Below are 19,463 nucleotides of genomic sequence, written 5' to 3'. Positions count from 1 at the left end.
CGCATCCGACAGGATCAACTCGGCCTTCGGCCGCCCAGTACGCGCCACCAGGCAACCCTACACAACTGAACAGAATTCCTGACTCAGAAGACTAGCCCGTCACGGGTCCGCCCCGACCGTGGCTGTGGTACTCGACGGAGGCTTGCCGGCGGGCGCCGAAACTGACGGTCACGTCCCTGGGCGGAGCTGGTCGGTGAGCGCACGGGTGAGGTCATGGACGGTGGAGGTGTCCGGAGGACGTGGAAGCTCCACGTATATCCCGGCGGCGACGAGCGGCACCAGGATGCAGGTCGGCAGAGCCAGCAGGGAGATGCGGCCGAGAGCGGTGCCGCCCTCGGCCGCGGGCAGTACGCTGCTCCCGCGCTGCCGGCTCGTGTCCGTGCCTCGCGCATCCACGTGTCGCTCTTTCGCTCTGTCGCACACGTCTAGTCCGGGGTGCGTTCCCCGGAGAGGTCGTAGAGGTTGCCACCGGGCTTGATCACGCTCAGGGCCCAGATGATGAAGCCCGACATGGTGATCACCACGACGGACCACAGTGGGTAGTACGGGATGGAGAGGAAGTTGGCGAGGATCACGAGTGCGGCGATGACCACACCGGACACGCGCGCCCACGTCGCGACCTTGAGCAGCCCGGCGCTGACGATCACGGCGAGTACGCCCAGGACGAGGTGGATCCAGCCCCAGCTGGTGAGGTCGAACTGGAAGACGTAGTCGGGCGTGGTGACGAAGACGTCGTCCTTGGCGATGGCCATGATGCCCCGGAGGATGTCGAGGAGGCCGACGAGCAGGAGCATGACGGCGGCGAAGACGGTCAGGCCGGTCGCCCACGCCTGCCTCGGCGAGGGCGTCGTCCGGGTGTGTGTGGCGGTCATCGTGCGCCTCGATTCGTGACGTGCGGATGGTCAGCGGGCGGAAGGACTGGAGGCGGTGGGGGCGTGGCCCGCGTGTTGCGCCGGCCCGTGGCCGCTCAGGACCAGCTCCTTCGCCCTGCGGAACTCCTCGTCCGTGATGGCACCCTGTTCGCGGATTTCGGAGAGCCGGGCCAGTTCGTCGACGCTGGTGCGCTCTCCACCGCTCGCGGTCTTCCTGATGTAGGCGTTGAACTCCTCCTGACGGGCACGGGCCTGCGCCGTCTCCCGTTGACCCATGTTCTTCCCCCGTGCGATGACGTAGACGAATACGCCGAGGAAGGGCAGGAGGATGCAGAACACCAGCCAGCCGGTCTTGGCCCCGCCGCTCATCCGGTCGTCGCGGAAGATGTCCCCGATGATCCGGAAGAGCAGGACGAACCACATGATCCACAGGAAGACCAGAAGCATGGTCCAGAACACGTTCAGCAGTGGGTAGTCGTACGCCAGGTAGGTCTGCGCGTTCATGTCCGTCCTCCGTCCCGGGCGTACCCGGCCGTCGTTGCGTACTGACCTCAGGGTGGTCATGGGGATCAGCGCCCGGCATCACCCGGCACGGGTGAGTTGGCCGCCGGGCCGGCCGCTGCTTCTGCCCGGCGCCACTGCGGTCGTTCATGAGGCTGTGCGTGGACGGAGGTGCCGGTGCGGCGGCTGCCTCAGGACGACCAGGGTGGCCGAGGTGATCCCGAGGACGAGCGCCGCGGTGGTGACCGTGGGGTGGTTCCAGAACAACTGGGGGCAACGTTCCCCGCCGCGACGACGGTGCCAGTGGCCCACGTCCGGCGCTGCGCCGGCAGACGTCCCGTGGCCCCGGTGTCCACACCGCTTCGGTGCAGGGCCGGACCGGTGGTCGCCGTGACTCGCGCGGCTGCGTGACGACGACGATGCAGGCGTCGACCACCAGTACCGCCACCATGACGAGGCAGCGGTGCACAGGCTCTCGGCGGCCAGGGCGGCGTGGAGGGTGAGGATGCCGGACACCAGCCAGACCATGCCGACGATAGGCGACAGCGCGGCGATGGTCTGCAGCGGGTTGAGCAGCCACGACACCCCGGCCAGCAGTAGCCCGGGCAGCCTTTCGTGTGCCTCCCGGGCGGGGGACCAGCGTGGCGATGGCCCATCCCATGAGCCAGGTCCAGGGTCGGTCGAGCCGGGTGAGGACGTGCGCGGGGTCGTCCGTGGCTCCGGGAACCGCCCTGCCGGACTTGCCTCTCCGGCCGCTGGGTTCCGCCGCATCACGGGCACGGTCGTGGCGCTTCCTCGTGGACTGGCCGGTCGCCGCTGGACCGTCCGACGCGGACGGCCGGTGAGCCGGAGAACGAGTACGTGTTCAGTCCAGGGTCAGGGCCGGCAGCGGGGGCCGCCGTCACCCGTCTGGGGTGATCCCGTACTGCTGGCGCGGCAGTGAGGTGGGATCAGGGAACATCTGCTCACCGGGCCCGGACAAGACTAAGAGACGTGAGATGAGCGATACGACCTCAGGAGGCAGCGGGGGCCGCACCTCGTCAGGACCGCCCCCGCGTGGCGGGCTCCGTTCTCGCAGAGGCGCAGCGGTGGTAGCTGTGGCGCGTGCTGTGTTCGTCGCCGTCGGGCTTGTCACGGCCTACTATCTGCTGCCCATGGACGAGCGGCTCACGGCCGGTACGTCGGTGCTTCTGGTGTGCGGCCTGTTCGCGGTCCTTTTGGTGTTCTGCTGGGAAGTGCGGGCCATCACGCGTTCCCCTCATCCGCGTCTGAGAGCCGTCGAGGGCCTGGCCGCGACGGTGGTGCTCTTCCTGGTCCTCTTCGCCGGCTCCTACTACCTGCTGGACCGCTCCGCGCCCGGCTCGTTCAGCGAGCCGCTGAACAGGACGGACTCGCTGTACTTCACTCTGACCACCTTCGCCACCGTCGGCTTCGGCGACATCACGGCACGCTCCCAGACGGGGCGGGTGCTCACGATGGTGCAGATGACGGGAGGGCTGCTGCTCGTCGGTGTCGCCGCCCGGGTGCTCGCGAGCGCGGTGCAGGCGGGGCTGAACCGCCGGCGCCGCGAGCCGACGGCTGCGCCGCGCTCCGGGGCCGGATCCGCGGAACAACCGGAGGCCGGACCATGACGATACTCAGCGCGTTCACCGCGTCCCTGTCGCCGGCCGAGCGAGCCGCGTACGGCAGGAAGGCCCGTAAACGGGCCTCGCGTTCGTGCCACGGCTGGTACGAGACGGGGCAACGGCGGAACGACCCGGTCGACCTGCTGGAGCGCCAGTCCAGCGAGCGCGTCCCGGCACTCGTGCCGATCCGCTACGGCCGCATGCTGGAGTCGCCGTTCCGCTTCTACCGCGGCGCGGCAGCGATCATGGCGGCGGACCTGGCACCCCTGCCCGACAGCGGACTCCAGGTGCAGCTGTGCGGGGACGCGCACCCGTTGAACTTCCGGCTCCTGGCCTCACCGGAGCGCCGCCTCGTTTTCGACATCAACGACTTCGACGAGACGCTGCCCGGCCCCTTCGAATGGGACGTCAAACGTCTTGCGGCCGGCTTCGTGATCGCGGCCCGGGCGAACGGCTTCTCGCCCAAGGAGCAGAACCGCACCGTACGGGCCTGTGTGCGGGCCTACCGTGAGCGCATGCGGGAGTTCGCCGGCATGCCGGCCCTGGACATCTGGTACGCCCAGGACGACGCCGACCACGTACGGCAACTGCTGGCGACGGAGGCCGCGGGGGACGCGGAACACCGGCTCAGGAACGCGGCCGTGAAAGCCCGCACACGCACACACATGAGAGCGTTCGCCAAGCTCACCCGGGTCACGGCCGAAGGCCGGCGCATCACCCCCGACCCGCCGCTGATCACCCCGCTCGGCGATCTGCTCACCGACCCGGCCGAGGCCGGCCGGGAGGAGGAACTGCGGTCCGTCGTGAACGGCTACGCACGGTCCCTGCCGCCCGAGCGCCGGCACCTGCTGCGCCACTACCGGCTCGTGGACATGGCTCGTAAGGTGGTCGGCGTCGGCAGCGTCGGCACCCGCTGCTGGGTACTGCTCCTGCTCGGCAGGGACGACGACGATCCTCTGCTGCTCCAGGCCAAGGAAGCCTCGGAATCGGTGCTGGCGGCCCACACAGGCGGCGAACGCCACGACAACCAGGGCCGCCGGGTCGTGACCGGCCAACGCCTGATCCAGACCACCAGCGACATCTTCCTCGGCTGGACGCGCGTCACCGGCCTCGACGGAAAGGGCCGGGACTTCTACGTGCGCCAACTGTGGGACTGGAAGGGCATCGCGCGCCCGGAGACCATGGGACCCGGCCTGCTCTCCCTCTTCGCCCGGCTGTGCGGGGCCTGCCTTGCGCGGGCCCACGCCCGCTCCGGTGACCCCGTCGCGCTCGCCGCGTATCTGGGTGGCAGCGACCGTTTCGACCGCGCGCTCACCGAGTTCGCCCAGTCCTACGCCGACCAGAACGAACGCGACCACGAAGCCCTGCGGGCGGCCTGCCGCTCCGGCAGGGTCACGGCCGCCCGGTTGTGAGGATGGCCCGGGAACGGCGAGCGGACCCGGCACACACCGCCGGTCGGCGTCATTGTGGAAGCTGCCGCATCTCCATGACGCGCAGGCCCAGTGACTGGCAGCGGGTGAGCAACCCGTACAGATGGGCCTCGTCGATCACTGTGCCGAACAGGACGGTCTGGCCGGACATGACGACGTGCTCCAGTTCCGGGAACGCGTTGGCCAGCGTCTCCGACAGGTGTCCCTCGATTCGGATCTCGTAGCGCACGAGCGGTCCTTCCGCCGGACGGGCTCGGGACACCGTCCGGGGCTTCGGGGCGGACGGTGTTCTCTGTGATGATCCTGCGCTCGTCGGCCTCCGGCGTCCTCACCCGGTACAGGTGACTCCGGCCGCGGTGCCAGTGCCTTTCAGTGCGTCACGGCGATCTTGACGACGACGATCACCAGACCGAGGAGTACGTTGACCGTCGCGGTGGTGGCCACCAGCCGGCGCGAGGCGCCCGCGCGGCGTGCCGCGGCGACGGACCAGCCCACCTGTCCGGCGACGGCGACGGACAGCGCCAGCCACAGCATGCCCTGGACGTCCAGCCCCAGCAGTGGGCTGAAGGCGATCGCCGCGGCCGGAGGCACGGCGGCCTTCACGATCGGCCACTCCTCGCGGCACACACGCAGGATCACCCGCCGGTCCGGAGTGCGCCGCGCGAGACGCGCTCCGAACAGCTCGGCGTGGACGTGGGCGATCCAGAACACCAGGCTGGTGAGCAACAGCAGCAGAACCAGTTCGGCACGGGGGAACGAGCCCAGGGTGCCGGCGCCGATCACGACGGAGGCCGCGAGCATGGAGCCGTAGACACCGCCGGTGTAGTCAGCGTGGGCCCGGTGTGCGGCTCGCCGCTCTCGCCCGTCCGTGGTCCGCCCTGCCCCGGTGTCGCCCGCGGTCACCTGTGTCTCCTCCGCGCTCGGCCCGTCGGCCCGGTTGTCCGGGTCCCGGCAACGGGGACAGGTTCGGGTTCGGACGGGCGGCCTGCCCGGGCGGTCGGCAGACGCGCGGTGACCAGGAAACTCGCGAGCGCGATGCCGCCCGTGGCCAGGATCGCCGCCTTCAGCCCGTCCAACTGGGCGGAGGCGTAGGAGTCCGCAACGGCGTCAACCTCGGACGGCGGCAGCCCGGCCTCCTCGGCCGCGGAACGCACCTGCTCGGTCGGGACGAAGGTGATGCCGGCCTCCAGACGGACCCCGACCTCGTCCCGGGCGGCCGGGGACAGCCGCGGGTCGTCCGCGACCTGCGTGGTGAAGGCGCCTGCCAGCGCGCCGACCAGGATCGAGCCGATGAGCGCGGTGCCCAGCGACGAGCCCAGATTCTGGGCCGTGAACTGCAGCCCTCCGGCCTCGCTGCGCTCTTCCTCACCGACACCGGACTGCACGACGTTGCCGAGCTGCGAGGCGAGCAGACCGACGCCCACGCCCAGCACGGCCATAGCCCCGGCGAACTGCGCGTCGTCGATGACCGGGTCGATCGTGGCCAGCAGCCACACCACGGCCGCCGCCAGAATCACCAGAGCCAGCCGCACCACCCGGCGCGGTCCCATCCTGCGCCCCAGCGCGGACCCGCACAGGGAGGTCACCAGCATGGTGGCGGACACCGGCAGCAGGCGCAGCCCCGTCTGGAAGGCGTTGAAGCCCTGCACCACCTGGAGGTAGAGCGGGATGGCGAAGAACAGGCCGAGGAGGATGAGGTTCTGGCTGAGCAGCGTCGTCAGGCCGGCCCGCAGTACGGGCCTGCCCAGCAGGGACAGATGCACCAGAGGGTCGGCCCCCCGGGTCTCCCGCCGCCGTTCCCAGCCCCGGAACAGGGCCAGCACGGCGATTCCGGCTCCGACGACGAACAGGGTGGGGGAGAAGCCAAGGACGGTGAAGGGAGGATTGCGTGGTTCGACCCAGCCCCAGGTGCTGCTCTGCAGCACCCCGAGGACGCCCAGACCCAGCCCGGCGGCGGACAGTGCCGCGCCGACCCCGTCCAGCCGGGGGCGCTTCGCGGCCGGGGCGGGCGTCGCGATCACCCGCCGGCACAGCAGCACGGCCACGACGACGAGTACCTCACCGGCGAAGACCAGCCGCCAGGTGAGGTAGGTCGTCATCCAGCCGCCCAGCAGCGGGCCGACCGCGATCCCGGCGCCGGCGAGCCCTCCGATGACCGCGTAGGCGACGGCCCGGTCCCGTCCGCGGTACGCCTCCGCGACCAGCGCCGCCATGGCCGGCAGCACCATGGCGGCCCCGAGCCCTTCGACGACGGACCAGCCCAGCGTGAGGACCCACAGCGTGGGAGCCACGGCCGTCACGGCCGAGCCGACCCCGTACACGGCCAGTCCCGTGAGGAACATGCGGCGCCGGCCCAGGATGTCCCCGAGCCGGCCACCGATGAGCATGAACGCCGCCATGACCAGCGCGTACAGGGTGATGACGGCCTGGATGGCGGTGACCTCCGTGTCGAAGTCCTCGACCAACTGGCTGATCGACACGTTCATCACGGAGGTGTCCAGCACCATCAGGAACTGGGCCGTACCGAGGACTGCCAGGGCCCGCCAGTGCTTCACGTCGTCTCACCTCGCCGGGTCGGACCGGTGCGCTGCGGCACGTTCCTCCCATCCCATCCCGGTGGTGGCGCCGCGTGCCTCACCCCTCGCGGGGGAGGTCACAGGAGGCCGAGGTCGCGCGCCCGGTGTACCGCGTCGCCGCGCCGGTTCACCGCCAGCTTCCGGTAGACGCTCTTGAGATGGGTTTTCACCGTGTTGACCGACACGTACAGGTCGGCGGCGATCTCCTCCGCGGACATCATGCGGGCCAGCCGTCGCAGCACATCACGTTCGCGTCCGCTCAGCTCCACCGGCACCAAGAGCGCGGGACCGGCTGCGGGCCGCACCGGCTCACCGTGCGTTCGTGGTCGGCCGGACAGGAGCCAGCCCTCGGCGAGCTCGTGCAGCGGGGCTGTGGCCAGTAGCGGCTCGATCCAGTCTCCTGTCTGGAGGAAAGGGCGCCGCAGACGCTCGCGCCGGGCGTCGAGCAGAGCACGTGCGACGAGCCGGCGGGCGGTGACCGTGTCCCCCGACTCCTGCGCCACCCGGGCCCGCACCAGCGCCGCCCCCACGCTCGCCGCGGGGCCGGTGCGTCCCTCGGCACGCACGGCGCCGAGCAGTTCGGCCGCTGCACGGGGACGCCCCGCGGCGACCTGGATCCCCGCCGCTTCCACGGCGCACACCGGATATTCGACCGAGACGCCGTCGAGAAGCCGCACGGCTTCGTCCGGCCGTCCGTCGGCGAGGCAGACGGCGGAGCGGACGACTGCCGCCTGGCTCTCCGCCCAGGGGGAAGCTACGGCTGTTGCCACGGTCGGCTTCGCCGCCTCGGCGGCGGCGCGTGTCTCACCCTCGTCGAGGAGAAGGTGAGAGAGGGCCAGGGCGCGCCCCGCCATCGGCACCGGATCGTGCTCCCGCGCCGGGGGCCGGGCCGTCTCGTCGAGCAGGTCCCGGGCCCGGCCCAATTCCTGTCGGTCCACAGCGACCGCGGCCAGGACCAGCCGGCCGAGGCCCGCGCCGGGAGGCCGGGGCAGTCCTGTCTGCTCCGCCTCGGACACCGCGGCCTGAGCCCTGCGTTCCGCACGGCCGAGCCAGCCGTTGAGGTAGTCCAGCAGGGCCAGGTGCCCCATCGACTCCACTCGAGGCAGGACGGTGGCCGATCCGCCCGGGGCACCGGCCACACGGTTCAGCACGGCACGTGCGTCGTCGAAGCGTCCTTCCCACAGGCGGGCCGAACCCACGTGTGTCAGCAGCAGGGCGGTCAGTTCCGGATGCGCGTCCAGCAGATGGCCGGGCAGGTCCTGGCGCAGTTCCTCGGCCGTCGCAGCGGCCCGCTCGGCCCGCGAAGGGCATCCGGTGAGCCGGGCGGCGAGCGCCTCCAGCAGCGTGCAGCTCAGCCGGGCCGCCACCAGGCCGGAAGAGTCCTCGGTTCCGGAGAGCTGCTCCTGAGCCCGTTGCAGCCGGTCCAGACCCTGCCCGAGGTCGCGTCGGTCCAGTGCGCCGGCCGCCCGCACGAGGTCGCTCGCCGGGCCTCCCGCTTCGGGCCCCATGCCGGCGAAGAGCTGGGCCAGAGCGTCCGAGCGCAGGCCCGTGAAGAGCTGCCCGATCGCGAGGCCGTCGACGAGCGCGCCGGCGGCCAGGTCGAAGTCGCCGCCCGCGGCTCCATGGGCGAGTGTCTCCGGGAGGAAGCCGGAACGGCGTAGCCATCGCGCGGCTCGCAGGTGCGTCTCCGCTTCCGCACCGGGCATGCGTTCGCGCAGGTGGGCCCGGAGTATCTCCCGGAAGAGCGGGTGCAGCCGGTACCAGGAGTGCCCCAGCCGCTCGATGAACGCGTTCTCCCGGTGCAGCTCTGCGAGGAGGCGTTCGGCGTCGGTCCGCAGCGTGAGGGAGTCGGCCAGGCCCGGGCAGAACCGGTCCAGGACGCTGACCCGCAGCAGCAGGTCCTGCGTCTCCTCCGTCCTCCCCTTGAGGACCTCCGCCAGCAGGAAGTCCGCGACCGTGCTGTGGTCCGCCTCGAACTCCTTCAGATACCGCTCGGGGTCGGTGCTCTCCCGGGCCGCCAGGGCGGACAGCCGCAGCCCGGCGGCCCAGCCCCGGGTGCGGTCCACCAGAGCGGACGCGGCGGACTCGGGGAGGCGCAGCCCGTGCAGTCGCAGCAGCGCACCGGCTTCCTCCGGGGTGAAGGACAACTCGGCGCCGCGGATCTCGGTCAGTTCGTCGGCGGCCCGGTAGCGGTGCAGCGGGAGCAGCGGCTCGGTGCGGGTGACGAGGACAAGGCGCAGTCCCTGCCCGGAGTGGTGCAGGACGAACTCCAGCTGTTCCGCGACCTCAGGGGCAATGATCCGGTCGTACTCGTCGAGCACGAGGACCACGGGACGGTCGAGGGCGTTCAGTTCGGCGGCGAGCGAACCCAGCAGCCTCCATCCCACACCGCTCGAGTCCGCGGACGCCCCGGCGGTGCCGGCCGCGCTGGTCCCGCACGCACGCAGGGACTCGAAGACGTAAGCCCAGAAGACACCGGGCCGGTGATCGCCGGCCTCGACGGTCAGCCAGGCGACCGGCAGCCGCAGCTCCGCGGCCCAGTCGGCCGTCAGGAGTGTCTTGCCGGCGCCGGCCGACCCGTTGACCAGCGTCAGTGGGGTGCGCAGGGCCTGATTGAGATGCACGGTGAGCCGCTGTCGCCGCAGGAAGGTGGCAGGTCGACAGGGAAGGGCGAATCGTGTGCGCAGGTACGGATCGCCCAATGGGTCGGTGCCCGCATCGGCCGGTGTTCGGGCTCTGCCGCCGGTTGTGCTCACACTCCTCACCCCTGTGACCCCGTCCCTTCGGCGTACTCGGGCCTGAAGCGGTCGAGCATGCCCCCGCCCGGTTGGACGACGCCGTAGCTGCTCTGCTCCGCCGCCGTTCCCGTCGAGGCCCCGATGCGCCCGAAGGATGGCCCCGAGCGCGTGTGGTGGGCGGCTTCCTGAAGATTGCCGTCGTTCCAGGCCGAGTCGACCTCCCGCAGGACCGCTGAATCGGATGTTTCCCTGTCCTGCGGGTACGGTCCGCTACCGAAGCCGTCGCCCTTGATCGTCTTCGCACCCGTGCGGGGGCGCAGACTCTGGTCGACCAGGGAGTGCCCCGGTTGGAGGAGAACCCGGCTGAGGAGGACGGACGACACCGAGTAGGCGATCCAGCGGCACATCGTGACGCTCCTTCCGGCGGCGAAGGCGCCCCACGGTGGCCGGCCGCGGACTACTCCGCAGCTCCGGCGCACGCCGGGCGTCGTCCGGCGGTTGCTACCAGTATCGCCTCCGGCAGTCATCCGGGCATGCGGACAGGGGGTGCCCGCTATCCCATTCCTGTTGGACACGATTCCAGCGGTCGTGGGAGTGGTCGGCCGGCCGCGCGGGCGGCCGGACATGTTCTTCGCGGACCGTGGCTACCACCACGCCAAGTACCGCCGATTCCTTCGGGAGCGCGGAATCCGGCACGGCCGGTGATCGCCGAACGAGGCCGGCCCCAGGGCACCGGCCTGGGCAGCTTCCGCTGGGTGGTCGAACGGACGATCTCTGACGGCACGGCTTCCGACAGATTCCGAGAAGGATGGTGCCGTCCAGCGTTCACCGCCGCATCGGCGGGCCGCGTCCTCGGCGCGGGACAGGACGTTGGCGCGGTATGCGGCGACCGCGGCCGCCACGTATGGGCCCATCTGATCGACTGCCCGGACGATCTCAGTTTCCATGTCCGCTCCTTGGGACTCGCCAGGCCGCACGCCCGAAGGGAGATCACATGCACCCGGCTCGGTTCCGGGCCGTCGAGAGCTGCGGACTGCGCCGCCCTGACGCCCCCGCCTGCTGACCGACCTGGCGCATCTCTTTTCTCGGAGCGGCACGATCGGTCATCCGAGTCCGATGTCGGGTCCAGCCTCGACGCGGTACCGGATCACGGACTGTCCACACTTCTGGCAGTGGACTCCCGGACCATGAGGCGGGGCGCGAGGACCTCGGACCGGGTGTCTTCTCCGGCGATGCGGCGTACCAAGAAGCCGACGGCGCGGCGCCCCTGCTCGCCATGGGGGAGTGGACACTGGTGAGGGGGATGGGAAGTTCCGCTGCGAGAGGCGTGTCGTTGAACCCCGCGAGCGCGAGGTCCCGCCCGATGCGCAGCCCGAGGTCACGGGCCGCGCCGGCGGCGCCGATGGCCGCGAAGTCGTTCACGGCGAAGAGGGCGGTCGGCCGGTCCTCCGCGGAGGCGAGCAGGTCGAACAGCTCACACCTATGCGCACCCTCCTACTGCCACCGCTACCGCCCTGCCGCACGCCAGGCGCACGGCCCGCGCGACACCACCAGCCATATCGGATTCCGCTGTGTACGACCGACCGACTCCAGCCCGAATCCCTGAGCACCCTCAATGCGACCATGTACCGGTGCCGCGGTCTCAGCACCACATGCCGTTGAGTGGACGGGGAAGGCCCCGGCCGGGAAGCGGAGAACTGCCCGGGCCAGGGCCCGGCGCGGTGGTTGGACGGCCAGGGGGTCGACGGCCCGTTGTCCGAAACCAGTTGTCCCATGGTGTGGGGCCGGAGTGTGGGCCGACGGAGGGTCTGCTCCCGTCGTCTGCGAAAACGCCTGGTAAGACGCGCCGAAGGTGTGGAACCAGGCCAGATTACGTACGGGTGTTCAGTAGTGGATCAACGGCCGTTAGCATCCCCGCATGTCCGAGAATGCCGTGCAGCGCCTGCTGAAGAAAGACCACCGCACCGCCAGGGCCGCCGCCGGCGAGAGCATCTCCCTTTCCGACGACTGCGCGAAAGCGCTCCTTGGTGAGCTGGCGTCCGGCGAGGTGGTCATGGCCCTGTACCACGACGGCTGGGGCTACGCCGCACTCACCACCCGCGGCCTCGTCCTCGTCCGGAACCTGCTGGCGCCGAAGGCGGCCCGCGTCCCCACGCCCCTGCTGATCCTGCGCCGCGCGTATGGGATGTTCGGCTCCGTCGACGTCCTGGTCGACGGCAAGCCGCATAAGCTGCACGGCTCGAAACTGGACCCGAAGGGAGAGCTCCTCGGCACGGTCGGGCGGCTTCTGCCAACCGACTCGCCGTTGCGCCCCGCCTGCGGCAGGCGGTTGTCCGCATGGCTGCGCAGGCACCCCGTCTCCGTGGCCGCCGCAGCGGCCGTGGTCGCCTTCGCCGGACTGAACCCGGGCTCGGGCGGGGAGAAGGCCGTGGCGCAGGACCGGACGTACCGCACCGTGGATATGCCCGACTTCAACGGCACGTCCCTCGCCTCGGCGGTGGCGAAGGCCCGCCTCGACGGGTGGCGGAAGATCTCGGCCGCCGACGCCTCCTCCGCCCGCCGGCCGGTGAAGCCCACCGCGCCGGGCTGGCGGGTGTGCTTCCAGAGTCCGTCCGCCGACGTGCCGGCCTGGCCTTCCCTCACCACGCTGACGCTCTACGCGGTGCCGGAGCACGAGGCGTGCCCGGCATGGCTGCACGACTCCCGCCGGATCCCGATGCCCGGCCTGGTCGGTGAGCAGTTCGACGATGCCTCGCGCGCCCTCGGTGACCTGGGGCTCGACCAAGTCGATGCCTTCCACGCCCACACCGGCGAGCGCCTGGACGAAGGCGGGTGGCAGGACCTGGCCGACTGGCAGGTGTGCCGACAGCGCCCGGCGCCAGGCAGCGAGGTGTCGGATACGACGCGGCCCGACCTGTGGCTGCTCGGCCCCGGGGTCTCCTGCACCGAGCCCAGCCCGGACCCGAGCCCGACGCCCAAGCCCAAGCCCAAGCCCAAGCCCAGGCCCGAGCCGCGTCCTCAGCCGTCCGACGGCACCTCCGGCGGCGGCAGCGGGGGAGGCGGAACCGGTGACGGCCCGTCCAACCGCACGGGCTCCGGCAGCGGCGGTTCCTCCAGCGGTTCGGGCGGCACCGGCGGTTCGAGTGGCAGCAGCGGCACCGGCCGGGCGGGTGTCCAGTTCGGACAGTACTGCTCTTCTGTCGGCGCCACCGCGACGGCCGGCGACGGGCGACCGGCGAAGTGCTTCATGGGCAAGGACGGCCAGGCTCGGTGGGGCTACAACTCCGGGTGACGCCACACGCCTCTGCTCGTACCAGCGAGCCGCAGCCCGGCCGATCAACGAGGGCGCCAATCTCAGCCAGCCGTCCCCCAGATCGCCACCGCAGGCCGGGCGCTGCGGGCGCCCGCGCGTCGTGGAAGGCGAGCTGATCGTCGTCACGGATCGTGTTCGACGTCCTCGACACCGGCGACGGGCCTGCTCCTAGACGTGCCCTACCGAGCAGACCGACCCGCACGTCATCGTCGCGGATCGCATCACGCAGAAGCTCACCCTGGAGCGTGCCCTCCTAACCGTAGATTTCGCGTACGTGTTCCGTACGGCCTTCGACTCGGCGACCGCCTGGGGCACTGACATTCGCCCAGTTGTCACGGCGCCCGACTGTCGTGCTGCACCGGGCTGACATCTGACCCGCTTGGCAGATGCTCCGGCACGCGTATGCCGTGATGCGGAATCGGACATTGGCCACCATGATCGGTCTCGAGGGTGAGTGCGTGGGTGGGGGCCGAGTCCACGCCGTGTGTTCTGATCCTCCCCTGTCGGAGTCACCACCACAGGGCGGTCACGGTCAAGGTTGCGTCCAGGAGGGTCGTGATGTCGCAGGAGACAGCCGCTGTTCCAAGCCCAGCGGGGTGCACCGCTTCTGAGCCCGGAGCGCGTGCCGATTCACGGCCCAGTCAGTCCTCATTCCGGTTCTACCTCGGCGCCACGGCGGCCACGGCCGGCTGCCCCAGCTCCGGTTTCACTGCTCGATCCCACTGGGCCGCGCTCATGTCGGAGGCCTCGGCGCGTGACCTCTGCGAGCCGTCCAGTGGAGCCTGACCGAAAAGGGCTCCCCGCAGCCGCCACAGACCCGCTCTCCCTCGTCCGTAGCCGTGGTTACGCGGTTCTCCTCCTGATCGCGGCGGTTCTCGGCGTCCCGATCTCAGCGGTCGCCTTCGGGTTTCTCGCACTCGTCAACAAGCTCCAGTCGCTCACCTACACGGACCTGCCCGAGGCTTTGGGCTTCCATGGCACGCCCAACTGGTGGCCGGTGCCGTTGCTGGCCGTGGCCGGACTCCTGGTGGGGCCGATCGTCCGATACCTCCCCGGTCACGGCGGACACGAGCCGGCCCACGGGTTCGTGGCCTCGGGCCCGACCCCGCCGGTGAACCTGCCTGGCGTGGCACTCGCCGCGCTGGCCTCACTCGGCCTCGGGGCTGTCATCGGGCCGGAAGCCCCGCTCATCGCCCTGGGCAGCGGCCTTGCCGTGGCGGCGCTGCGACTGGCGCAGAAGCCGTTCCCGAAGCAGGCGACCGCCGTCGTGGGAGCCTCCGGGAGTTTCGCTGCGGTCAGCACCCTGCTCGGTTCACCTCTGCTCGGTGCATTCCTACTCATGGAAATGTCCGGTTTCGGTGGGGCTATGCTCGGCGTCGTCCTGGTGCCCGGGTTGCTCGCCTCCGGCATTGGTGCGCTCATCTTCACCGGCCTGGGCTCGTGGACCGGCCTGGGCACCTACTCGCTGGCCCTGCCGAACGTCCCCCATGCCGCCACGCCGGATGCCGCGGGCTTTGGCTGGGCAGTCCTGATCGGTGCAGCGGCGGCTCTGCTCGGCGTCGGGATCCGGTGGCTCGCCCTGCGCCTGCTGAAGCTGGTCGAACCGCGACGGATGATGGCCACCGTGCTCGCGGGTGTCGTCGTCGGTGTGATCGCCCTGCTCTACGCGGAGTGGACCGGCCACCCGGCATCGGGAGTCCTGTACTCGGGACAGAGCGGCCTCGGGCCCCTCCTCACTGCGAGCGCGCGGTATTCGGCGGGCGCCCTGGTGGTGCTCGTCGCCTGCAAGGCAGTGGCGTACTGCGTGTCCATGGCAGCTTTCCGGGGCGGCCCGGTGTTCCCCGCCATGTTCGTGGGCGCAGCCGGAGGCATCGCACTCTCCCATCTGCCCGGACTCGGTGTGACCGCCGGGCTTGCGATGGGTGTGGGTGCGATGTCGGCGGCGATGCTCAAATTGCCCATGACCTCCTTGTTGCTGGCCACCCTGCTGCTGGGCCGAGAGGGGCTGACCGTCATGCCGCTGGTGATCGTGGCGGTCGTGGTTTCCTATGTCCTCACCCTCAGGTTGATCCGGCCGCCGACCACCGCACCCGAGCACGTGACGGACGGGCCGACGAGCAGCTGAGCTGCCAGGGGGGTGGGTCCGCAACCCCTTCCGTCACGGGCTGGCGCCCTCCACCCCTGAATTGGCTGGCAAATGCCGCAATCGGGGCTCCAATGGAGGTCGGAAGCGGTCCCGAGGTCCGTCTCAACATGGCGCCCGGCTCACCGGACCCGCACGCCCACCACAGCGGGCAGGTTGCCAGGCGGCGTGGCCCGGGGCTCGGCTGCGGCCCTTTACCGCGGCCCTCTCGGTACTCGTGCCCTGGTTACCCCATCGCGGCGCAGCGCGACCGAATTCATTCGAACACCCGTCTGTCGCAGAGGATTTGACGGCAAAGATGCATCCGGAGCACAACCAATCCCCGCTGTCCGTGGTCACACCAGGCAGGAGCAAACAACTCCAACGACTACAAGGGGGAAATATGCGCATCATGCGCTCCGTCCTGTCCGCCACCGCCGTGGCGACCCTGGCCCTGGGCACCGCGACGGCGTTCGCCGCATCCGCGTCCGCCGCTCCCAACACCACGCCCGAGAAGGTCTGCGGCAGCGGCTACAAGACGGTCAACTCGGCTGCCGTTGGCTCGCGCGGCACCGTCTACCTCACCTACAACGCCGCCACCGGAAAGAACTGCGTCGCGACCATCCGCAGCACCCCCGGCACCGCAACGGACATGTCCGCGTGGCTCTACGTACCCGACACCGAGGCGTACGACGAGGACTACGGGAAGTACACCTCGTACGCCGGCCCCACCTACGTCTACGGCAAGGCCCACTGCGTGGACTGGGGCGGCAGCATCGGCAACGTCAGCGTCCAGATCACCGGCTCCAACTGCGCCGCCCGCGCCGAACACCGGGTCACCACCGTCCGGTGATCCACCGCGCGTGACGGCCGCCGCCAGGCGGTGACCACCAGCGGCCTGCCACGTCACCGGACGCGGCAGGCCGTTCCGCCGCCGTCACCGCACGAGGAGTTCCGCGGAGAAGGCGGCATCGTCGCGCGACGTCGAAGGCCGGCGTGGCACTGCGACGCGTCCGGCGGAATGACCGGCCCGGTGAGGGCCACACGCGGGGCGCGCGGCGTGTGGAGGTGTCGGGCCTCCACCGGCGGAGCCCGCGGTGAGAAGTGGATGACACCGATCACCGGTCGTGGGACGGCAGGTCGGGCAGGTGGTCAGGGAGGAGCGGCGGGGAGCCGGTCCGCCATGAGGGGTCTTCGCCGGCCACCAGGAGGGCGCGGACCGCTGTCTTGTTCTTCTCGAGGATCGTGTCGTATGGGCGCATGTCCAGCCGTCCGGGACGAGCAGGAGCAGCCGTTGGAGTGGGAGGGCACGCGTGGCCTCGGTCAGCTGTTCCCACATGGTTCCTGCGCCGGCGCCGAGGTTCGTGTGGGCGCCCGGAACGGCGTCCTGCGCGGCGCCGGGGTCTGGATGACCCAGGCCGTCATGGTTCCCAGGACGTAGCCGGGGGCGGGGACCACCTCGGCGAGTCCGGGCTCCGCGCCCGCGGCGGTGTGGCAACTACCGACGTCCAATGTCTCCCCTGTCCCTCGGTTCTCTCAACTCGACTGGCATACATGCATTCTGCGTGGACCTACATGGTGTCCGGTGGAGGGGGAGCGGGATGCTCAGGCAGCCGGGAGACGGCGTCGAGGACCGGCCCGAGGTCGCGCCGTGCCAGTCGGCGCAGGGTCCAGACGGTTCGCCACCGGGGGATGGTCGGCAGGAAGTGCGTGAAGCGGGGACGCCCCTCAGGGTCGAAGGACAACACTCCCTTGAGCGGGAAGTCCCAACGGACCCCCTTGGTTTGCGGTGCGGCGGCCGCAAGATCCCACGGAGCACGCGGCAGCGGCATCCGCACAGCAGCGGGAGTCGAACCGGCGGACATGTCTTCCGCGCACGCCTGAGTGACGGCGTCACGGAACGCGCCGTAGAGATCCTCGTCGTAGACGAGCAACAGAATGCGGTCAGGCGTGGTGGTGCGGAGCGCTTCGGTGAACTCCCAGACAGTTCCGGGGCCCGGGGCCGCCGTCAGGAAGACGGCACGGGCGCCCCTAATGAGGTTGCTGACCGTGTCCTTCCAGTTGTCGACGGGCAGGTAGCCGCGCTCCGCCCCGAGCGGCGGCAGGAGCTCGCCGGGCTGCCCGATCGCAATGACGCGGCCGAGGCCCCGGAACTGACGCGTCAGGAACTGTTCGAGCGACCCCGAGATCTCGAAGGGTGAGCGGGTGTACCAGCCCGGAGCCTCCTCCGGCGGCAGCGCCATCGCCGCGTCGACGGCGAAGGGGCGCAGGTGGAGCAGGTAGCGCTCGCCGCTGAGGCTCGCGAGATCGGCGATGATCCGATGACGGTGGCGTCGGCCCCGATGCAGCAGCGCACCGCCCGTCGCGAGCACCGGATACGGGAGGCACACGAGCGCGAACGCCGCGAGCGGGGGTCCCCAGGACAGAACTGTCTCCTCGGCCTCCAGATCGCTGTACAAGGGGCCGGCGACGAGCAAGGCCGACCCCGCCACAGCGCGCAGCGTCCAGCCCAGAACGGTGAGTATGCGCCCCAATCCCGGTCTTTGCCGTATCTGTCGGGCGGGCGACGGGTTGTAGTCGCCGCCCGGAGGTCCCTCCCGGATCGACAGGGCTGCCATGAAACCGCAGAAGGTGTTCAGAGCGATCAACAACCAGCTCACGCGGAACCGGTAGTCGAGGTGCATTCCGGTGGCGACGATCAGCACACCGGCCGCTGCGGTCGTCGTGAAGGTGGCCGCGTGCACGAAGACCTGTGTCGCATCCAGACGTCCGACGATCAGGCTGCCGATGAGCGCACCCAGCACCGCGGCCGCCAGAGCCCAGAGAACGAATCCGGAAGCCACGTCGAAAACGAAGAGGATGACGCGGACGAATGTGGTGTCCAGTTCCTCGCGCACCGTGGAGAAGGAGAGACCCCCGAAGTCCCCGCGTTCCAGAGTGAGGCTTGCCAGAACAGCCCACACGGCGGCGAACACCGAGACCGTCAGTCCCAGCAGGACCATTCTGTTGGGGATTTCCCTCTGCCGGTCGGACGCGCTCGATGTCCGGTTGTCGCGGAGGTGGATCCGGGTGGTGAGTGCCTGTGTCAGCGCCGCGGCGACGGAGAGCCAGAGGAGGGTGCTGGGCACAGGGGCCATCCGCCCATGCTGGCACGGTACGGCCACGCTCCTGGCGCGATCGTCCGAACCTGCGGGGCGTCGTCCATACGGCCACCCAGCGTGTCGTCCGTCATGTGCTGCTCTTGGAATGGACGGGTGCCCATCGTGACTGCGGTGCCCGCTGCCTCGCCGCCGGACGACTGTCCCGCCCGCAACGACTGGATCTGCAGGCGCGTATCTGACCAGGCGTCGACGTTCCCGCTGTGCCGGTCGACGACCGACCCGGCGACCGCCCGGGAGTGGCCGGCCTGGAGGTTCTGGTGCCGGTGGTGGGCGGGCATCCGTGGGAGGGCCGCACGTTCACGGCAGGGTGGGGTGCGCGCGACGTCCTGGACGTCGCGCTTGTCGACCCGCAGTTGGTGGCGGGGGTGGCGGTGGACGTCGTACGCGACGGGGCGGCCGGTGGCGCCACCCGGTGTGCCTCCACCGTGTACGCCAGGAGGTGTCTGTCTCCGGCTCGGTCGCTGTCCTGATGGGCCTGCGCCAGCTCGCCGGGGCCTGCTGGACGAGGCCGCCCAGCAGGCCATCGCCAAGTTCGCCGGCCTGCTACCGCCCCGGCTGCGCGCCCAGGCGCAGGCCTTCCCCGAATTCACCCAGTCCAGCGGCGCACGGGGCGCCGCCGCCGTGAACCTGCAGGACACCATCGCGGTGCCCCGGTTCGCCCCCTCCCACTCCCCGCCGAAGACATCGCGCCCTACGTCCTGGACCGCGTCGACCGCAGCCCGTGGCCGTACCAGGCCGAACTAATCGTCCAGGACGCCGCGCACCGCTTGGTCGGCCGCCTGCCGCCCAACGCCGTCGTCGGACCGATCACCGCACACAGCAGCCGCGTAGTGCTGTGCCGTGTAGTGCTTTCCGCGGACTGCCCCGCCACCTCGCCCCCGGCTTGGCCACCTCGAAGCCGACATCCACGTAGCCCAACCCGACCGCGATCTGGCGGTCTCCAGGGACATTCAGCGTGTCCAGCAGCACTACGCCGCCACTACTACCGCAACCATGGCCAGGATGCTGGCCGCCCGTTCCGCCGACGCCGGCTCAACCACCGAGAACACTCATTTCCTCTGACCTGGACTCACGAGCCCTCGGACACATCGCACTTCGAGGAGCGACACCGATCACGGGACATTG

Annotated in this window: 17 protein-coding genes; 6 read left to right on the top strand and 11 right to left on the bottom strand. The window is 70.6% G+C overall.

Features of this window, described 5'->3' with window-relative positions:
* Nucleotides 1-168: 168 nt before the first annotated feature.
* Genes ACZ6IM_RS40085 through ACZ6IM_RS40075 form a run of 3 tightly spaced genes read right to left on the bottom strand, consistent with a single transcriptional unit; the run spans nucleotide 169 to nucleotide 1,376 of the window.
* A complete protein-coding gene (locus ACZ6IM_RS40085) occupies nucleotides 169-396 on the bottom strand; it encodes a hypothetical protein (RefSeq protein WP_469564048.1) in 228 nt (75 codons plus the stop codon).
* Nucleotides 397-425: 29 nt separating this feature from the next.
* Nucleotides 426-872, bottom strand: a complete 447-nt coding sequence (locus ACZ6IM_RS40080) for a DUF7144 family membrane protein (RefSeq protein ID WP_052843483.1) — start codon at nucleotides 870-872, stop codon at nucleotides 426-428.
* A 30-nt stretch (nucleotides 873-902) separates the two neighbouring features.
* Nucleotides 903-1,376: an SHOCT domain-containing protein gene (locus tag ACZ6IM_RS40075; RefSeq protein WP_469564042.1), complete on the bottom strand. Its 474-nt coding sequence runs from the start codon at nucleotides 1,374-1,376 to the stop codon at nucleotides 903-905.
* Between the two features lie 995 nt (nucleotides 1,377-2,371).
* On the opposite strand from ACZ6IM_RS40075, the gene ACZ6IM_RS40070 reads away from it, so the two are divergent.
* Nucleotides 2,372-3,004: a potassium channel family protein gene (locus ACZ6IM_RS40070; RefSeq protein ID WP_469564039.1), complete on the top strand. Its 633-nt coding sequence runs from the start codon at nucleotides 2,372-2,374 to the stop codon at nucleotides 3,002-3,004.
* On the top strand, nucleotides 3,001-4,410 hold the full coding sequence (locus ACZ6IM_RS40065; protein ID WP_469564035.1) for a DUF2252 domain-containing protein: 1,410 nt from the start codon (nucleotides 3,001-3,003) through the stop codon (nucleotides 4,408-4,410). The genes ACZ6IM_RS40070 and ACZ6IM_RS40065 overlap by 4 nt, the downstream gene beginning before the upstream one ends.
* 49 nt (nucleotides 4,411-4,459) lie before the next feature.
* Here the strand turns inward: ACZ6IM_RS40065 and ACZ6IM_RS40060 are convergent, their stop codons facing one another.
* From ACZ6IM_RS40060 to ACZ6IM_RS40035, 6 genes are all read right to left on the bottom strand, one after another.
* Nucleotides 4,460-4,657 carry a hypothetical protein gene (locus tag ACZ6IM_RS40060; RefSeq protein ID WP_052843475.1) on the bottom strand — a complete coding sequence of 66 codons (198 nt, stop codon included), beginning with the start codon at nucleotides 4,655-4,657 and terminating at the stop codon, nucleotides 4,460-4,462.
* Nucleotides 4,658-4,797: 140 nt separating this feature from the next.
* Nucleotides 4,798-5,331 (bottom strand): hypothetical protein, encoded by a 534-nt coding sequence (locus ACZ6IM_RS40055; RefSeq protein ID WP_052843473.1) that lies wholly within the window; start codon nucleotides 5,329-5,331, stop codon nucleotides 4,798-4,800.
* Nucleotides 5,328-6,983, bottom strand: coding sequence for an MFS transporter (locus ACZ6IM_RS40050; protein ID WP_052843471.1), 1,656 nt, complete (start codon nucleotides 6,981-6,983; stop codon nucleotides 5,328-5,330). The genes ACZ6IM_RS40055 and ACZ6IM_RS40050 overlap by 4 nt, the downstream gene beginning before the upstream one ends.
* A 98-nt stretch (nucleotides 6,984-7,081) precedes the next feature.
* Nucleotides 7,082-9,760, bottom strand: a complete 2,679-nt coding sequence (locus ACZ6IM_RS40045) for a winged helix-turn-helix domain-containing protein (RefSeq protein WP_469564031.1) — start codon at nucleotides 9,758-9,760, stop codon at nucleotides 7,082-7,084.
* A gap of 5 nt (nucleotides 9,761-9,765) precedes the next feature.
* Nucleotides 9,766-10,149: a class II glutamine amidotransferase domain-containing protein gene (locus tag ACZ6IM_RS40040; protein ID WP_052843468.1), complete on the bottom strand. Its 384-nt coding sequence runs from the start codon at nucleotides 10,147-10,149 to the stop codon at nucleotides 9,766-9,768.
* 583 nt (nucleotides 10,150-10,732) lie between these two features.
* On the bottom strand, nucleotides 10,733-11,164 hold the full coding sequence (locus tag ACZ6IM_RS40035; protein ID WP_469564028.1) for a substrate-binding domain-containing protein: 432 nt from the start codon (nucleotides 11,162-11,164) through the stop codon (nucleotides 10,733-10,735).
* A gap of 496 nt (nucleotides 11,165-11,660) precedes the next feature.
* Between ACZ6IM_RS40035 and ACZ6IM_RS40030 the strand changes: the two genes are divergently transcribed.
* The 3 genes from ACZ6IM_RS40030 to ACZ6IM_RS40020 all read left to right on the top strand — a co-directional run bounded on the left by ACZ6IM_RS40030 (nucleotide 11,661) and on the right by ACZ6IM_RS40020 (nucleotide 16,030).
* A complete protein-coding gene (locus tag ACZ6IM_RS40030; RefSeq protein WP_469564025.1) occupies nucleotides 11,661-13,034 on the top strand; it encodes a hypothetical protein in 1,374 nt (457 codons plus the stop codon).
* 796 nt (nucleotides 13,035-13,830) lie between these two features.
* On the top strand, nucleotides 13,831-15,180 hold the full coding sequence (locus tag ACZ6IM_RS40025; RefSeq protein ID WP_469564051.1) for a chloride channel protein: 1,350 nt from the start codon (nucleotides 13,831-13,833) through the stop codon (nucleotides 15,178-15,180).
* Between the two features lie 400 nt (nucleotides 15,181-15,580).
* Entirely contained in the window at nucleotides 15,581-16,030 is a 450-nt protein-coding gene (locus ACZ6IM_RS40020; RefSeq protein ID WP_052843462.1) for a hypothetical protein, read from the top strand.
* A gap of 265 nt (nucleotides 16,031-16,295) precedes the next feature.
* Here the strand turns inward: ACZ6IM_RS40020 and ACZ6IM_RS40015 are convergent, their stop codons facing one another.
* Together ACZ6IM_RS40015 and ACZ6IM_RS40010 are read right to left on the bottom strand one after the other, a co-directional pair.
* The gene (locus ACZ6IM_RS40015) at nucleotides 16,296-16,439 is read right to left on the bottom strand and encodes a hypothetical protein (protein ID WP_469564022.1); all 144 of its coding nucleotides are present in this window, start codon (nucleotides 16,437-16,439) and stop codon (nucleotides 16,296-16,298) included.
* A gap of 309 nt (nucleotides 16,440-16,748) precedes the next feature.
* Nucleotides 16,749-18,305 (bottom strand): hypothetical protein, encoded by a 1,557-nt coding sequence (locus tag ACZ6IM_RS40010; protein ID WP_469564019.1) that lies wholly within the window; start codon nucleotides 18,303-18,305, stop codon nucleotides 16,749-16,751.
* Between the two features lie 233 nt (nucleotides 18,306-18,538).
* Here ACZ6IM_RS40010 and ACZ6IM_RS40005 point away from each other — a divergent pair, with 233 nt between their 5' ends.
* On the top strand, nucleotides 18,539-18,808 hold the full coding sequence (locus ACZ6IM_RS40005; protein ID WP_469564016.1) for a hypothetical protein: 270 nt from the start codon (nucleotides 18,539-18,541) through the stop codon (nucleotides 18,806-18,808).
* Nucleotides 18,809-19,463 lie beyond the last annotated feature (655 nt).

It is taken from the genome of Streptomyces sp. NPDC042336, assembly GCF_055581985.1.
The sequence above is the reverse complement of the archived record's forward strand: the minus strand, read 5'-3'. Positions and strand labels throughout refer to the sequence as shown.

Coding starts and splice junctions, on each gene's coding strand:
- ACZ6IM_RS40080 (WP_052843483.1), bottom strand. CDS start 872: ATGACCGCCACACACACCCGGACGACGCCCTCGCCGAGGCAGGCGTGG.
- ACZ6IM_RS40075 (WP_469564042.1), bottom strand. CDS start 1,376: ATGAACGCGCAGACCTACCTGGCGTACGACTACCCACTGCTGAACGTG.
- ACZ6IM_RS40070 (WP_469564039.1), top strand. CDS start 2,372: ATGAGCGATACGACCTCAGGAGGCAGCGGGGGCCGCACCTCGTCAGGA.
- ACZ6IM_RS40065 (WP_469564035.1), top strand. CDS start 3,001: ATGACGATACTCAGCGCGTTCACCGCGTCCCTGTCGCCGGCCGAGCGA.
- ACZ6IM_RS40040 (WP_052843468.1), bottom strand. CDS start 10,149: ATGTGCCGCTGGATCGCCTACTCGGTGTCGTCCGTCCTCCTCAGCCGG.
- ACZ6IM_RS40030 (WP_469564025.1), top strand. CDS start 11,661: ATGTCCGAGAATGCCGTGCAGCGCCTGCTGAAGAAAGACCACCGCACC.
- ACZ6IM_RS40020 (WP_052843462.1), top strand. CDS start 15,581: ATGCGCATCATGCGCTCCGTCCTGTCCGCCACCGCCGTGGCGACCCTG.
- ACZ6IM_RS40015 (WP_469564022.1), bottom strand. CDS start 16,439: ATGCGCCCATACGACACGATCCTCGAGAAGAACAAGACAGCGGTCCGC.